At 56.8% G+C, this 16,689-nt stretch carries 10 protein-coding genes; 3 read left to right on the top strand and 7 right to left on the bottom strand.

Translation table 11 applies throughout. From position 1 onward, the window contains the following. Positions 1–43 precede the first annotated feature (43 nt). Together ACOVRA_RS08485 and ACOVRA_RS08490 are read right to left on the bottom strand one after the other, a co-directional pair. Positions 44–886 (bottom strand): FAS1-like dehydratase domain-containing protein, encoded by an 843-nt coding sequence (locus ACOVRA_RS08485; protein WP_421719907.1) that lies wholly within the window; start codon positions 884–886, stop codon positions 44–46. A gap of 445 nt (positions 887–1,331) precedes the next feature. Then, positions 1,332–3,389, bottom strand: a complete 2,058-nt coding sequence (locus ACOVRA_RS08490; RefSeq protein WP_421719908.1) for a M13 family metallopeptidase — start codon at positions 3,387–3,389, stop codon at positions 1,332–1,334. Between the two features lie 164 nt (positions 3,390–3,553). Between ACOVRA_RS08490 and ACOVRA_RS08495 the strand changes: the two genes are divergently transcribed. Then, on the top strand, positions 3,554–4,396 hold the full coding sequence (locus tag ACOVRA_RS08495) for an SDR family NAD(P)-dependent oxidoreductase (RefSeq protein WP_421719909.1): 843 nt from the start codon (positions 3,554–3,556) through the stop codon (positions 4,394–4,396). Between the two features lie 52 nt (positions 4,397–4,448). Here the strand turns inward: ACOVRA_RS08495 and ACOVRA_RS08500 are convergent, their stop codons facing one another. The 3 genes from ACOVRA_RS08500 to ACOVRA_RS08510 form a co-directional block, all read right to left on the bottom strand. Continuing rightward, positions 4,449–6,473 (bottom strand): DEAD/DEAH box helicase, encoded by a 2,025-nt coding sequence (locus tag ACOVRA_RS08500; protein ID WP_421719910.1) that lies wholly within the window; start codon positions 6,471–6,473, stop codon positions 4,449–4,451. Between the two features lie 272 nt (positions 6,474–6,745). Then, positions 6,746–7,156, bottom strand: a complete 411-nt coding sequence (locus ACOVRA_RS08505; RefSeq protein ID WP_298226719.1) for an MAPEG family protein — start codon at positions 7,154–7,156, stop codon at positions 6,746–6,748. Positions 7,157–7,604: 448 nt separating this feature from the next. After that, positions 7,605–9,563: an alpha/beta hydrolase family protein gene (locus tag ACOVRA_RS08510; RefSeq protein WP_421719911.1), complete on the bottom strand. Its 1,959-nt coding sequence runs from the start codon at positions 9,561–9,563 to the stop codon at positions 7,605–7,607. 192 nt (positions 9,564–9,755) lie between these two features. Between ACOVRA_RS08510 and ACOVRA_RS08515 the strand changes: the two genes are divergently transcribed. Further along, positions 9,756–11,057 carry an amidohydrolase family protein gene (locus ACOVRA_RS08515; RefSeq protein ID WP_421719912.1) on the top strand — a complete coding sequence of 434 codons (1,302 nt, stop codon included), beginning with the start codon at positions 9,756–9,758 and terminating at the stop codon, positions 11,055–11,057. 503 nt (positions 11,058–11,560) lie between these two features. Here the strand turns inward: ACOVRA_RS08515 and ACOVRA_RS08520 are convergent. After that, positions 11,561–13,207 carry a choline dehydrogenase gene (locus ACOVRA_RS08520; RefSeq protein WP_421719913.1) on the bottom strand — a complete coding sequence of 549 codons (1,647 nt, stop codon included), beginning with the start codon at positions 13,205–13,207 and terminating at the stop codon, positions 11,561–11,563. 101 nt (positions 13,208–13,308) lie between these two features. After that, on the bottom strand, positions 13,309–14,088 hold the full coding sequence (locus tag ACOVRA_RS08525) for an enoyl-CoA hydratase-related protein (RefSeq protein WP_298226960.1): 780 nt from the start codon (positions 14,086–14,088) through the stop codon (positions 13,309–13,311). Between the two features lie 239 nt (positions 14,089–14,327). Between ACOVRA_RS08525 and secA the strand changes: the two genes are divergently transcribed. Beyond that, on the top strand, positions 14,328–16,689 hold a 2,362-nt coding region (secA, locus tag ACOVRA_RS08530), incomplete at its 3' end, for a preprotein translocase subunit SecA (RefSeq protein ID WP_421719914.1).

The raw sequence follows: 16,689 nt of genomic DNA on the forward strand, positions 1-16,689 counted from the left end.
GATGTTTGGTTTGGGTCGGCTTTTAATTGTGTGGTGTTCGGCTTCAGGCCCAGCTCATCTGGGCCTCCATGGTGACAGCTTTGTCGCCATTGGCGGCATAAATCAGGGTGCTTGCGGGATCAGACGGCGCGCCATTGAAGCTCACCGTGTCAAAGTCGAACAAAGGGCGCACACCTTTGAAGCGGTAGGCCTGTGGCTTTCGGTCAGCCTGTTCTAAGCAAGCAAAGTGGAAGGCCAGAATAGCTTGTAGCGGCCCGTGCACCACAAGGCCCGGATAATTCTCCACCCCCATCGCATAGTCGCGGTCATAATGGATGCGGTGGCCATTAAAGGTCAGCGCGGAGAAGCGAAATAAAAGAACGGGATCCAGCGCGACGTCATGCTGCCAGGTACAGGGTGGCAAAGCCACGGGCTCCGGCGGGGTGAAGACCTTGGGAATATCCATATAGACGATGTCTTGCTCTTCTTCATACGCAAGGCTCGCCCCCACACGGATTTCATGGCGGACGGTGACGAAGAACATCGTGCCCGTACGCCCCTGCTTCTCGCTGATCTTCACGATGGTCGAGGTCTTGGTGGCGCGGTCACCAACATGCAAATCATGGTGAAAGGTACAGCGACTGCCGGCCCACATACGACGCGCCAAAGTGATCGGGGGCAAAAACCCACCCCGCTTGGGATGGCCATCTGGGCCGATCTGATGACTGGGGGCGCGCGGCAGGAAATAGAGCCAATTCCAAACCGGCGGGAGGGTGGCCCCATCTGTGGCAAAGTTTGCCGGGTCAAGATTTAGGGTCGCCGCCAGTCCCTGTGCCGGGCCTGCGGAGAGTGTTTCTTCAAGTGTTTCCTGTCGCCCCAGCCAGTTTGATATGGGTTCCTGTGTCATCACCGCACCCCGATTGGAAAGCTGTTCCAACCATAAGGGGCAGCAATCACAGTCTAGAGATCATGGCCGTCGCGCGCGCACAAGGCGCAACTTTGCTGCGCTTTGCGCTGTGGTCGGCTTGTGGATCGCCTCACGGTCGCAGGAACGGTGGTATTTTTTGTGAGCCGAAGGATACAACACAAGATGCGTCACGCCGTTTGAGAATAGGGCGATAGCGGCCGGGCGGAGGTTTAGCGGCCTGTCTCGGTTCAGCATTTTCGAGACAGCCTTGCCACAGGGGGCAGTGCCACCCTGACCACTCCGTAGGCCCTGCCGCGCGGCGTGGGGCAGTTCTGATGGGACAAAAGGCGCGCCCGACGCCCATTTTGATCGCGGCGCGTGTTTCAGTCTTGGCCGCACAATGAACGAAAAAACCCCTCTCCAGAGCCGGAGAGGGGCTTAGCCATTACCAAATGCGGACGCGGTTCTCTGGGGCCACATAGAGTTTGTTGCCTGGTTGTACGTTAAATGCCTGATACCAAGCATCGACGTTTTGAACTGTGCCATTGACCCGGAATTCTGCCGGCGAGTGCGGGTCTGACTGGATTTGATTGCGCAAAGCCTCGTCTCGCACCGTTTCCCGCCACACTTGGCTCCAAGACAGGAAGAAGCGCTGATCACCCGTAAAGCCATCGATTACCGGGGCGGGGCTGCCCTTCAGCGACAGTTTGTAAGCCAGATGACCAACCACGACGCCGCAATGGTCACCGATGTTTTCGCCCAAGCAGAGCTCGCCATTCAGTTTCACGCCGGGCAAAGGTTCAAAGGCAGAATATTGCGTCACCATTTTCGCGCCTAGCTTATTGAAGGCTTCGACATCGGCTGGGGTCCACCAATCGCGCAGAACACCATTCTCATCATATTTGGCACCTTGGTCATCAAAACCATGGCCCATTTCGTGCCCAATGACGCCGCCAATTGCGCCATAATTGACAGCCGGATCGGCAAACTCGTCAAAGAAGGGCGGCTGCAGAATAGCGGCTGGGAAGACGATCTCGTTGAAGACGGGATTATAATAGGCGTTCACGGTCTGGGGCGTCATGAACCAACGCCGTTTGTCGGTTTTACGTCCGAGATCTTCCACGTCACGCTGGACATCAAAAGCCCGTGCGCGACGGTCATTGCCAAACGCATCGCCAGCCTTGATCTCCAAGGCACCATAGTCGCGCCACTGATCGGGATAGCCAATCTTGGGATTGAAGGTTGCCAGCTTACGCTTGGCCTTCACCTTGGTAGCGGCCGTCATCCACGTCAGGCCGTCAATGCGTACGCTAAAGGCCTTGCGCAAGTTTTCGACTAGCACTTGCATTTTTGCTTTCGCGGTCGGCGTGAAATGTTTGGCCACATACAATTGACCAATGGCTTCGCCCAAGGCTCCATCGAGCGCTTGCGTAGCCCGCTTCCAGCGCTCGCGTTGTTCGGGCTGGCCATTTAGTGTCCGGCCATAGAAGTCGAAACGCTCGTCATAAATGGCTTGGGGCAATAGGCCAGAGCTGGCGGCAATGACGTGATAGGTCAGATAGGTCTGCCATTGCTCGATCGGTGTGGCGCGGAACAATTTGGCCAAGGGGCCGATGGCCGTGATCTCGTTCACAATCAGCTCTTTAACGTCTTTATACCCATTGGCCTTAAAGCCAGCGGCCCATGGGAATTCGGGCGCGAGCTCTTCGAGTTGGGCATAGGTCCGCAGATTATAGATTTTCGTGCTGTCGCGCCGATCCGTGATTTCCCAATGCAATTTGGCTATCTCGGTTTCCAGCGCGAGAATCTGTTGTCCCTTTGCCACCCCGTTGCTTTGACCGGCCAAAGTCAACAAGCGTCCGATATGGGCTGGGTATTTCTCCCGCAGTTCGGCAAAGCGCTTGTCGTCTTTGATGTAATAATCGCGGTCGGGCATGCCGAGGCCACTATGGGTAACAACAACCAAATAGCGGTCTGGATTGCCGTCGTCCAAGGTCACCCCCCAGCCCAGCGGGCTTTGGGTTGGAATTTCAGGTGTGCCCATAATGGCTGCGATATCTTCATGGGTTTTCGCCGCAGCGATCCGATCCAGTTCGGCTTGGATGGGGCTGAGGCCTTTGGCATTGATCGCCCCCATGTCCATATAGGCGCGATAGAAGTCCCCAATCTTTTGTTCGATGGAGCCAGGCGTCGCTTTTTTGGCCGCAACTTCATCAATGATCGCACGCACATCGACTTCCGCTTGTGCGGCGAGGGCGTCAAAAGCACCCCAGCTCGAACGGTCTGCAGGCATTGGATTGTTCTTCATCCAAGTGCCACCACCATGCCGCCAAAAATCATTGCCGGGTTGGATGGAAAGGTCGCGGCCGGCCTTGTCAAAACCAAAGCTACCGAACTTAGGCTTGCCTTGTGCGGCCCAAGCGGGGCCTGCTACGCCAACTTGGCTGGCAACTGCAAAGCCCAAACCACTGCACCCTGTGCCCAAAAACGCGCGTCTATTCATGGATACACCCTCCCTCGCTGGTCGCCCCATGGCTCATAACTGGCTAAGTCTTCTGCCTCTTGGGTAACCTTGTCGAATTAACTTGCAGCAAGGTTTGCCAATCAGATCCAGTTGGGCGACGATGGGGTGTCGCGTACGGCTGCGCAAGCTGAAGGAGGTAGGCCATGACCCAGAACATAGGACCAGCAGATGTTGCGGTGATCACAGGAGGGGCCTCTGGTATTGGTTTAGCTTTGGGCCAAGCCTTGGCTGCAAAAGGTGCGGCTGTTTTATTGGCCGATATTGAGGGGCCAAAGGCAGAAGCAGCGGCGCAAGCCATCCGCGATCAAGGTGGGGCAGCACTTGGCTGCTTTGCCGATGTGGCGGACCCCGCCTCCAATCAAGCTTTGGCAGACTTTGCCTTTGAGCGCTTTGGCCGGGTGACTTTGGTGTTCTTGAATGCAGGCATTGGTGCAGGCGGGTCCATCCACAAAGCCTCGCGCGCTAATATTGAATGGACCTTTGGGGTCAATGTGATGGGCACGATTGACGGCGTACGCGCCTTTGCGCCGCGCCTTCTCGAACAAGACATCTCGTCGCGTTTGGTGATCACGGCTTCCGAGCATGGCTTGGGCCTGCCCGTTCGTGGTGGGCAAGCAACGCCCTATACCGCCTCCAAGCACGCGCTGGTGGGCCTGTGTGAAGCGATGGCGCGCGACTATGTTGACACGCCCGTAGCGGTCTCAGTCCTGTGTCCGGGGCTGGTGGCGTCTGAAATTTGGAACGGGTTTCGCAATCGCCATGAAAAATTTGGCGGGCCACGCCAATTGGATGCGGCGTTTGGGCAGGAGAATAGGGCAGGGCTTCCAGCCAGTGTCGCCGCAGAGCGTATCTTGCGCGGCATTGAGGCGGATGAATTCTTCCTCTTCACCCATGGTCGCGACATTGCCGAAGTGGCTAGGCCGCGTGCAGAGGCGATAGAGGGGGCCTTGGCGCGCTTTTGGGCGCGCGAAGGCGATCAGGCTTAAATTGCTTAACCCGCTCAGGCTTTAGGGGCCTGAACGGGTATGAGCGTTTGGATTACGAACGGCCGCGACGTGGTACGAAGGTGCTGTCACCGCCGCGACCAACATTGGCCCCACCGCGCGCGCCAGAGCGCCCGAGGCCGACGGGCTTGCCGCCGAAGGTCTTTTTGCCAGCAGCAGGCTTCGCTGACTTGCGATCATCGCTGCGGCCTTCAATACGGGCTTCCCCGCGTGGGACAGGGCCCTTGCGTGGGGCGAAATCGCGCTGGCCTTGACCATTGCGATGACCAAAGGCCTCGCTGCGGCCTTCATAAGCGCGTGGACGGTCGCCTTGTGGGCGATCACCTTGAGGACGGTCACCGCGAGGACGATCGTCACGGGGGCGATCATCGCGTGGACGGTCGTCACGAGGACGCTCGTTCCGTGGGCGGTCTTGGAAGCTGCGCTCTTCGCGTGGCTTGCTGTGGAACGGCTTGTCAAAGCGAGGACGCTCTTCGCGGCCTGTATCGGCTACTGGGCGCACATAGGCTGGACGCTCTGCGGCCTCTGGCGCACGGGCCCCAAAGCGGCTTTCGTCGCGCTGTTGTGGACGGCCTTCATTGAAGACCGAACCCGTCGCGAAATTGCCAGCGCGGGGACGACGGTCACCATCGTCGCTGCGGTCGCGGTTGGAATATTGACCACCACGAGGCCCAGGACGACCACCACGACCACCTTCGCGGCCACCATCACGGGCACCGAACTTGCCATCGCGACGCGGGTCGTTGCGAGGCTCGTATAGCATTTCCTTAGGCCCAGTGCGGCGCAGAACGCCGATCACATCACCATGCGCATTGGTTGGCGCGGCCAAGGTGTTGGAAGCCTCGCCCACGGTTTCCACAAAAATGGTTTCGCCATCTTCGTCATACTGAACTTCAGCAGGCTTAGGTGCCGCAGGACGTGGTGCCTTCATCAAATTGGCTGGGTCCATCTTGGTGATGGACTTTTTGATCAAGCGCTCAATCTGGCGCAAATTGTCGCGCTCATGCGGGGCACAGAAGGAGATGGAAATCCCTTCAGCGCCTGCACGCGCCGTCCGGCCAATGCGGTGGACATAGGCTTCTGGCACGTCTGGCAGGTCGAAGTTGAACACATGGGTCACGCCATCGACGTCGATGCCGCGTGCAGCCACATCGGTACAGACGAGCAGACGTGTGTGGCCTTTGCGGAAGCGCTCCAGCGCATGCTCACGTGCATTCTGGCTCTTATTGCCATGAACGGCATCAACCGACATGCCTTGTTGTTCCAGCTTGTCGAGAACCTTTTCGGCCCCGTGCTTGGTGCGCACAAAGATCATGGCGCGCTTGACTTCAGGCTCATGACAAATGGATTCCAGCAATTGCTGCTTGTTCACTTGGCTGGTCATGATCAAGCGCTGGTCCACCCGCTCTGCGGCGGACGACAAAGGCGCGACTTGGATGCGCTTTGGGTCGGTCAGCAATTCTTCGGCGAGGTGGGCGATTTCCTTCGGCATGGTGGCCGAGAACAGGCTGGTTTGACGGGCCTTTGGAATTTCACCGACGATCAAGCGGATTGGCTTGATAAAGCCCATGTCCAGCATTTGGTCGGCTTCGTCCAAGATCAGATGCTCGACCATGTCGAGGCGGATGGCGCGCTGCTTCATCAAATCGATCAAGCGGCCTGGGGTGGCGATCAGGATGTCGACGCCGCGTTCCATCGAGCGGATCTGCTTGCGGATATTAGCGCCGCCATAGACCAAAGCGCCGGACAGGCCGACGAATTTCCCGTAAGTGCGCAAGCTGTCGGCGATCTGGCCAGCCAATTCGCGGGTTGGGCACAGGATCAGCGCGCGGCAAGCGCGTGCGCCGGCATGGATGCGGCGCTCGCTTAAGTGGTGCAACAAGGGCAGCGCGAAGGCTGCGGTCTTGCCGGTACCGGTTTGGGCAAGGCCCAAAATGTCTAGGGATTGCATGGCCGGTGGAATAGCCTGCATCTGGATGGGGGTAGGGTGCTCATAGCCTTCGCCTGCGATGGCGTTCAAGATAGGCTCAGCAAAGCCGAAATCGGCAAAAGTAGTCATGGTTTAGTCGTCTTTCACACGTCAAAGCGTGCGGTATCGCCCCCGTAACTTGGGGTGCGCACACGCGTCTGGGACGGACCTGACCTTGAGTTGCTTGCTGTCAGGCGCGCCAAATAGGGCTAACCTTCGCCCGGTGTGGCCTCGCGAAAACAAACACGGCCACTTGCAACGCCCAGACGGCGGAAAGCGATGAAAGAGCCATTGTGGCTCTGATGTGGGACGTGCACTTAAACTCGGGCAGATCGGGGGGGCAAAAGCCCCTCACACCTGACTTAGCTGCCGAGTGCTTCCAGGATCGTTTTCACACAAAGTGCCATTAAAACGAGTGAAGCCAAGGCAAACACCGCGAAGCGCGCAGCAACCACATTGACGGTTGCTTGCACCAGCGAATGCAGTACACGAAGGCCCACATAGCCCCAAGCGAGCTGAATGGAAAGCCCATCAGCCCAATTTCCCACATGCGCGGTCAAAGCCAGCGCGTAAAACAGGGTCGGTTGCTCGTGCAGATGGTTATAATTATGCGCGATTTGGGCCACTTTTAGCGGTAAAGCGTCCAAACTACCCGGAATTGCAGCCCCTTGCGGGTCAATCTTGTGTTTTTGCATAGCTGGTAGTCGGGTGGCATACATCCACACCCACATGACCATGGTCCACGCAATCAGCGCCAAAATTGGTAGTAACATCGTAGGCCCTCCCCAGAGCATTATTGTATCGCCTCAGTCTAGGACGGGATTGGGAGAATGGGAAGGTGGGGTGCACGCAAAGGGCCTAATGGCGCGTCGGGGGAAGGACTTTGGAGTCAGGGAGCTCAACCGTGACGTCAACTGAGGCAATGCGTTGTGAAATGACGATAAAGAACAGTCCGAGAATACAAATGGGGAGTGTCCAAAGTTTAGTTTTGAACGCGCTTGGGTCCCGTTTTTTCAAAAGCCAATTGCGACATGCTGCAACGAGCGAAAGTATAAGCATGGCCGTGCAAATGATCAGGGTAAGGTAGGGGATTATGTAAGCGAGGAAGAGCACCGGATCTTTTTCAGCTTCGCCGGGGATCCAATTGACGACCCCAACGACCCAGCTCAACGGGCCGCTCAGCAAAATCAAACCGATCAGGACCAAATCCCGTCTACCCACTTAATTCACCCCCGGCCCCAAATGTTCGCGCAAGAAAGCCTCCAACTCGGTCAACATCTGTTGGCGCGTCTCGGTACGCGAAAGCCAATGGTCTTCGCCTTTTAGCTCCACGAATTTATAGGGCTTTCCAGCGGCTTTCAGCGCATTGGCCATAATGGTGCTTTGTTCAAAGCGGACGACGGTATCGTCTCGTCCATGCATCAAAAGGATGGGCGCGCGCACTTGATCGGCAAGACGTCGGGGTGAGGCCGCTTCCATCGCTGCGCGATCATCGGCCCCAATATGATCAGACCAATAATTGACATTGGCAGCGCGTGCGGTGCCCGCCGCGGCCTTTTCCTGCTCAATCATCTTAGGCAGGTCCGCAACCCCGGCAACCGACACCACGCAACGATAGAGGTCCGGCGTCAAAGTCGCCCCTGCCAAGGCCGCATAACCACCATAACTGGCCCCAACGATGCAAACCTTTTTGGGATCACTGAGACCTTCCTTGACGGCCCAGGCCACCGCATCGGACACATCATCCTGCATGCGCTTGCCCCATTGGCGCCGTCCAGCAAGCGCATGGGCTTTACCAAAGCCGGTCGATCCCCGGAATTGGGGTTGGATCACAACATAGCCGCGCGTCGCCATGAATTGGGACCAATAATCAAAGCGCGGTTCGTCGCGCGATTCCGGCCCGCCGTGTGGAAAGATGATTGTCGGGGCGTTTTTGATGTCCTGATCGCCAGGTGGGAGAGTAACATAGACCGGGATTTCTACCCCATCGCGCGCTTTGTAAGTCGTGGCTTGCAGGCGACCCATGGGCACATTTTTTAAGCCGGGATAGGCTTCCCCCAGCCGCGTCAATTTAGGGCCGTCGACATTGAGCATCACATATTCGGGCGGCGTGGAGGGTGTTTCAATGCGCGCGACAATCTTTTTTCGGTCTTGCGTCGTGTCTGTGATGGAAACCATTTTGTCCGGGAAGGTCGCTTCAAGCGTGCCTTGAGCGGCCTGTAAGTCGGGGCTGATCATTTGGTCCATCGGCTCTAAGCCGCCGACTGAGACGCCAATGACAACGTCTGACCATGGGTCGCGAAAGACCGATTCAAGCTCTGTGCCGTCTGCGCGCAGGAACGTCGTGGTCGCTCCTGTCTTGGGGTCCATCGAAAAAAGTTCGCCAAACTCTGATTCAAATGGCTTGGAGAAAATGATCCTTCCCTGCCGCGACAGCCCCATCAGAGAGATGCCTTCGTTGGGCGTGTTGTCCAGTTTCAGGGCTTCCCAATATTGCTTGTTCTCACCGAGCAAGAATAATTTCGTCGTCATACGTTCGGGATCATGATCGACCCGTGCGAGCGGCGAGCCGCTACGATCGGTGATCCAGTCCACCGTGTTGGAATTGCCCAGCGCCTTGGTCACCACCTGCACGCCATTGGTCGCGACTTCATAGAGATTCAGCGAGATCAAATCGGAATTGTTCACGTCATAGGCCGACATGATCACGCGGTTTGGCGCGTCGGGCAGCAGGGAGTGCAAACGGACGCCGGAATTATACTCCCGAACCATCCCGCCAGTCGCTAAAAGGTTGCGGATATTGGCGGTTTCAAAGTCGAATGAAAAGGTGCGAAAAATTTCCGATTTCGGGCCAAATCCACGGATGGTGTCGCTGGCCGTGATGAGAATGTCGCCGCCATCTTCAAAATAGAGACCGCGCAACTTCTTATCGCCGACCGATACGCCAACTGTCTTTTTGCTGGGCAAATCTAAGACACGGACTTGGGTTTCCCCGGTCGCCGTCGTGTAGCCAAAGGCGATCCGATTTCCATCTGCTGAGATGGACACCTTTGAGATGCTTGGTGCAGCGGCAAAGGCCTCTGCTGTGGCGGGTGGTGTTTTGGCAGAGCCGATGCTTGGCAGTGCCAAGGCGAGGCAAATGGATCCGGATACGAGACCTAAAAGCTTATTTTTCTTCATATGTGCCCCCCAATTGTGGGGAGACTGCAACATGTTTCCCGCTAAGGCAATCCCGCGTGCTGGCACGACCTTAGCGTCCTAAGCTTGCCCAGTCTGTCAGATGGATAAGCTGGATAGACGGGTCAAAGCATCGGCTTGCCAATCGCATCGGGCAGTCGCATGGTGGGTGAAAATCACACTCTGGGGGGCATTATGCGTTCATTACTTCTCTCAACCGTTTTAGCTTGTGTGGCCGTCGGTGCCGCCCACGCGCAAACCGCACCTGCAGCTTCGCCCGCCACCTACATCCATGTTGGCCGGCTGATCGCTGAGCCCGGCACAGCGCCCACAACAGCGAAGACTCTGATCGTGCGCGATGGCAAGATTGAAGCGATCCGCGACGGCTATGTCGCCCCCGTGGCTGGTGCCAAGCTTGTCGATCTAAAAGCTAAAACCGTCATGCCCGGCTTGATCGACAGCCACGTCCATCTGCTGTCCGAATTGTCGCCGTCCAGCCGTTTGAATGAAGTGACCAAGGAAGAAAGCGATCTGGCCTTGGATGGCTTGGTCAATGCGCAAAAGGCCTTGAAGGCTGGCTTCACGACGGTCGTGGATCTGGGGGCAGATGGTCACCACACGGTGTTTGCACTGCGCGATCAGTTTGCTTCAGGCCGCTTGATGGGGCCGCGCATTTTGGCGGCTGGCGCTGCCATTAGCCCAACTGGCGGGCATGCCGATGTGCATGGCTTCCGCGAGGATGTCATGCACGTCATGGGGCCAGAAAGCGTCTGTAATGGCGTCGATGATTGCCGCCGCGCTGTGCGCGAACAGGTAAAGGCCGGGGCTAACATCATCAAGGCTACCGCCACGGGTGGCGTGTTGAGCAACACCGCCAGCGGCCTCAGCCAGCAATTCTTCGATGATGAATTGAAAGCCATTGCCGATACCGCCCATCTCTTAGGCAAGACCGCTACCGCCCACGCCCATGGCAAGGGCGGGATTGAAGCGGCCTTGCGCGCAGGCTTTGATAGTATTGAGCACTCAAGCTATGCCGATGCTGAGACCTTTGCCCTCTATAAGTCCAAAAATGCGTGTTTGGTGCCAACCCTGCTAGCCGGCACAACGGTGACCGAAATGGCCAAAGCCGGCGGCACCTTGACGGGCGCGCAAGCAGCCAAAGCTTTGACGGTCGGTCCGCTCATGGTCAATATGCTGGGCCGGGCACGTGAAGCGGGTGTCTGTGTGGTGTTTGGCACCGACAGCGGCGTGTCGCGTCATGGCGATAATGCGCGCGAGTTTGAGCTGATGGTCCAAGCAGGCTTCACCCCGGCAGAAGCGCTGCGCAGCGCAACGGTTGGTGGCGCGGCCCACCTTGGCCTGTCCGATCAGATCGGGACCTTGGCACCGGGTAAAGCGGCAGACCTTGTCGCCGTAACAGGCGATCCTTTGGTCGACATTTCTCTCATGCGCAAGATTGAGTTTGTGATGGTGGGTGGGCGCATCGCGAAGGAATAGGGGGGCCTTCAAAGCCCCTCTCCCAGTGGGAGAGGGGTTGGGGTGAGGGCTTCCACTGACCTTGTTGACTTGCGCGTTGCGGAGGCCTTCATTGCGCGGAGCAACGCGCCTTTGCGCACAGACCCCTTCAGTCCCAAGACTGTCATCCCGGACGGCGATAGCCGATCCGGGACCCCGTGCCGCAAAGTCCTTGGGGGTCCCCGCACTCCGCTTCGCTTCGGCGGGGATGGCAGGGGTAGGACCGCGCAACAAAAGTTGCGCATCTACAAGCGCCAACAAGCGCAACTGTTGTTGCGCGATCCTTCTGGTGGGCCTTCTATCTCGCTGACAACGATCCAGATGGAAATACCCCTTCAGTCCCTTCGGGACAGCTTCCCCGTTTACGGGGTTTCGGCGCATGCGCCGATGTCCGCCGGAGGCGGTGAAGGGGTGCTTCCGTAAACTCACGGAGGTCCCCGCTCTCAGCTTTGCTGCGGCGGGGATGACAAGCTGGGCGTGGCCCTTTAAGCCACTGCGACCTCTTCGGCGGGCAAGAATTTCTTGCCGCGAATATGGTCGGAGATTTTCTCGGCGATCATCATGGTGGGGGCATTGGTATTGCCGCCAATCAGATTTGGCATCACGGACGCATCGACGACGCGGAGGTTCTTGACGCCGCGGACTTTGCAATCCTTATCGACCACAGAATTCTTATCGCTGCCCATACGACACGTACCGATCGGGTGATAAATCGTCTCAGCCGTGGCTTTGATATAAGCGTCGATCTCGTCATCGGTCTGGACGTGGGCACCGGGCTTAAACTCTTCCCCGCGATAGGGCGACAGGGCAGGCTGGCTGAGGACCTTGCGGCCCATCTTTAGGCCTTCGCGCAGCGCGCGGCGGTCTTCTTCGGTGGCCAGATAATTGGGGTCGATCTTAGGCGCGGCAAACGGATTGGCACTCGCCAAGCTAACTTCGCCCCGGCTTTCTGGACGCAATTGGCAGACATGCAGTGAGAAGCCGTCTTGGGTAGCCGCTACATTGCCGTGGTCTTGCACCAAGGCGTTGACGAAGTGGAATTGCAAATCGGGCCGGTCGAGGCCTTCGCGCGATTTCGCGAAACCACCCGACTCAAGGAAGTTTTCACGCCCCAAGCCCTCCTTGCGGAACAAATAGGTCAGTGCCGTCAGATATTGCTTCAAGCCCCGATTGAGCGAGAAAGCCGTAATGGGTTGGGTGCAATTCTGCAGGAGCAGCACGTCCAAATGGTCTTGCAGATTCTGCCCCACATCAGGGCTATCGACCAGAACCTCAACGCCGACGCGTTGCAACGCCTCAGCCGGGCCAATGCCAGATACCATCAGGATTTGCGGCGATTGCACGGCCCCGGCGCACACCAAAACTTCCTTGTTGGCATAAACACGTGAGCGGGGTGACTTCTCATCATGGGCATATTCAACACCGACGCAGACCTTGTCTTCAAACAAAAGCTTGGTTGTGTGGGCGTGGCTGCGCACGGCTAGATTAGGGCGGGCAAGGGCAGGCTTGAGATAGGCAAAGGAGGCGGACCAACGCTCCCCATCCTTGATGGTCAATTGATACGCGCCAAAGCCTTCTTGGTCATAGCCGTTGAAATCGTCCGACTTCTTATGGCCAGCTTGGACAGCGGATTCAACGAGCGCATGATAGAGCGGGTTGGATGACTTGCCCCAAGAGACATGCAAAGGCCCGGTCGAACCGTGAAACGCGTCTCCGCCAGTCTCGAGGGTCTCAGAGCGCTTGAAATAGGGCAGGACTTCCGAAAAGCTCCACCCCTTCAAGCCCATTTGGGCCCATTGGTCATAGTCGCGAGCATGGCCACGAATATAGATCATGCCATTGATCGAGCTTGAGCCACCCCAACCTTTGCCGCGTGGCCAATAAAGCGGGCGACCGTTGAGATTGGTCTGTGATTCAGTCGTAAACGCCCAATTGTGAGCATTTTTGCCCTTGATCAGGGTGCCAACACCGGCGGGCATCCGCACCAACATTGAGTTGTCCCGCCCGCCTGCTTCCAGAACCAAGACACGGACTGAAGGGTCTTCGCTTAATCGGTTGGCGAGCACACAGCCGGCGCTGCCTGCGCCAATGATGATATAGTCGAACCGGTCTTCAGCTGCCGCTGTGGCCATTTAGGAACTCCCCGTCGTGAGATTTACTCTTAAGTTTGCCCATTTTTGGGTCTGGCCCGTGTTTGGCGCGAAGCTGCGGGCTGGGCAAGTGAAAATAGCGTTCAGCCTGTCCATTGTGGCTTGCGCTTTTGCGCAAATGCCATTGGACCTTCAATCACATTGGGTGACTTAAACATGGCATTGATCTCGCCATATTTGGACTGACCGCGATAGGCTGCTTCCAGCGAAGGCTCATCCAGCCCCCGGTAGACGGCTTCTTTCGAGGCACGGATGGAGGTGGGCGAACATTCCACAATCATATCCGCCCATGCTTGGGCTCGTGCTATAAGGTCTGCTGGCGTCGTTACCTCATTGACGAAGCCCAACGTCTTACCTTCTTCAGCACCAACCCGGCGGCCCGTCAAAATCATGCCCATCGCTTGTTTCTGCCCAATCTGGCGCGGCAAACGGTGTAAACCGCCTGCCAAGGCTGCTAAGCCGACCTTTGGCTCTGGCAAAGCAAACACGGCATTATCAGAGGCGATGATGAGGTCACAGGCCAGCGCAATCTCAAATCCGCCGCCCATGGCGATACCATTCACCGCTGCGATGACGGGCTTGGTCAGGTTAAAGCGGCTGGTCAGGCCTGCAAAGCCACTGTCGGGCACATACATTTTGCCGCCCGAGGCTTGGTACTTGAGGTCATTGCCCGCACTGAAGGCGCGGTCACCGGCGCCAGTTATGATGGCAACCCACAGATCTGGATTGGCGGCAAATCCATCGAATACCTCTGCCAGTTCGGCATTTGCTGGTGGATGGAGGGCATTCATTGCTTCGGGACGATTGATCGTGACCGTTAGGACACGGCCATCGATTTGGGTGCTGCAAAACTCATACGACATGTTTCTCTCCCTGATTTTTCCCCATGACCTAGCACGCAAACGCTGGCAAGGGAGACTATAAAGCACCTTTTTGTCGTGCAGTGCATGGACGCGCGTTGACATGCTTCCGCCGCGTTCTTACCTCACGCACCAAACTAGTTGCTTTGGCGCGGCTTTCGCGCCCCTTACACATGTGATGCATCAGATGTGTAAGGTTCCATTATTGCCGGAATTTCCGGCGCAGGTCAGGCCGGAAATTCATGTTGAATATCGTCAAGAAGCTGTTTGGATCCTCAAACGACCGCCGCGTGAAGTCGTTCATCCAGCGGGTGGAGCAGCGGATCAATCCGCTGGAAGCAGGTATCAAGGCACTCAGTGACGATGCCTTACGTGGCAAGACGGATGAATTTAAAGCCAAGCTGGTGGCGGGTGCGACCCTTGATGATATATTGGACGAGGCTTTTGCGGTTGTCCGCGAAGCTGCTTTCCGTGCCATTGGTCAGCGCCATTATGATGTGCAGTTGGTTGGCGGGATGGTGCTGAATTCTGGCGCGATTGCGGAGATGCGAACCGGCGAAGGCAAGACCTTGGTGGCAACCGCGCCTGTCTATCTCAATGCCCTGCAAGGCAAAGGCGCGCATGTCGTGACGGTCAATGATTATCTGGCCAGACGTGACGCAGAGTGGATGGGCCGGATCTATAGCTTCCTTGGTATGGAAACGGGCGTAATTGTGCCTGGCCTTGATGACCGCGAACGCCGGGTCAATTATGCCAAGGACATCACCTATGGCACCAACAATGAATTTGGCTTTGATTATCTGCGCGATAATCTGAAGTACTCGCTCGATGAAATGGTCCAACGCGAGCACCATTTTGCGATTGTGGACGAAGTTGACTCGATCCTAATCGACGAAGCCCGCACGCCCTTGATTATTTCTGGACCGACGGACGATCGTTCGGACTTCTATCGTGCGATGGATGAGCTCATCTATCTGCTCGACAAAGATGATTACGAACACGATGAGAAGCAGCGTTCAGCAGTCTATACTGAGCAAGGCTCGGAGCATATTGAAGATTTGCTGCGCGAGCGTGGCCTGCTGGAAGGCGCGCTTTATGAGGCCGTCAACACGACGACCGTGCACCATGCCAACCAAGCCCTGCGCGCCCATGTGCTCTATACGCGCGACAAGGACTATATTGTTAAAGACGATGAAGTAGTGCTGATCGACGAATTCACCGGTCGGATGATGACGGGCCGGCGTCTTTCGGACGGCTTGCATCAGGCCATCGAAGCCAAAGAGCAAGTTCCTGTGCAACCAGAGAACCAGACCTTGGCCTCTATCACCTTCCAGAATTACTTCCGGCTTTATGAAAAGCTGGGCGGTATGACCGGTACAGCCCAGACCGAAGCGGCCGAATTTGAGGATATTTATAATCTTCAAGTCGTTGAAATTCCGACCAATCGACCCGTTGCCCGGATCGACGAAAACGACGTCGTCTATCAAAACGAAGCCGGCAAGCACAAAGCCATCATGCGCGATATCCGCGAATGCTATGAGCGCGGCCAGCCCATCCTTGTCGGTACGGCTTCGATTGAGAAGTCTGAGACCATTTCTGAATTGCTGAAGGCCGACAATATCCCGCATTCGGTTTTGAACGCGCACAAGCATGCCGAAGAAGCCGAAATCGTTGCAGAAGCTGGCGTACCGGGCGCGGTGACAATCGCCACCAATATGGCGGGTCGCGGTACGGATATTCAGTTGGGCGGCAACCCAGAAATGCGCCTTGAAAAAGAGCGTCGTACCCGCGAGGCTGCGTGGGGCCGGTCCATGACGGAAGCAGAGCTGAAGAGCCTGCATGATGAAATCATGGCCGACATCGCGGTTAAAAAGGCCAAGGCGATGGAGCTAGGCGGCCTTTATGTGTTGGGGACTGAGCGCCACGAAAGCCGCCGCATCGACAACCAGCTGCGCGGCCGGACTGGGCGCCAAGGCGACCCCGGGAAGAGCCGATTCTACATCTCGTGCGATGACGATCTCCTGCGCATCTTCGGTGGTGAGCGGATGGCCGGTATTCTGCGCGTTCTAAAGGTGGACGAAGATGAGCCGATCGAAGAACGCATGATGAATAAGGCGATGGAAATCAGCCAAAAGCGCGTCGAAGCCCGCAACTTCGAAATCCGCAAAAATCTGCTCAAATATGACGATGTGATCAATGATCAGCGCAAGCAGATCTTTGAAGAGCGCAAGGAATTCATGCGTACTGAGGACGTCGAAGAGACCGTTCAGCATATGCGTCATGAAGTCATCGATACTTTGTGCGAAGCCTATATGCCGCCAAAGCTGCTTCCTGAACAATGGGATACTGACGGCTTGGAGGCCGACGTCAAAGAAATCTTGGGCTTAGACATTCCAGCCAAGGAAATGGCGGCTCAGGAAGGCGTGGATGACAATGACATCCGTCAAGCTATCATCGAGGCCTCGGATAAGGTTTGGGCTGAAAAAGTCGACATGATGGGTGACGAACAATCCCGCTATATCGAAAAACAAGTTCTGTTGCAGACCATTGACCTCAAATGGCGTGAGCATTTGACCCAAGTCGATCACTTGCGCTCGGTCATCC

Source organism: Aquidulcibacter sp. (assembly GCF_049239865.1).
Taxonomy (GTDB): domain Bacteria; phylum Pseudomonadota; class Alphaproteobacteria; order Caulobacterales; family Aquidulcibacteraceae; genus Aquidulcibacter.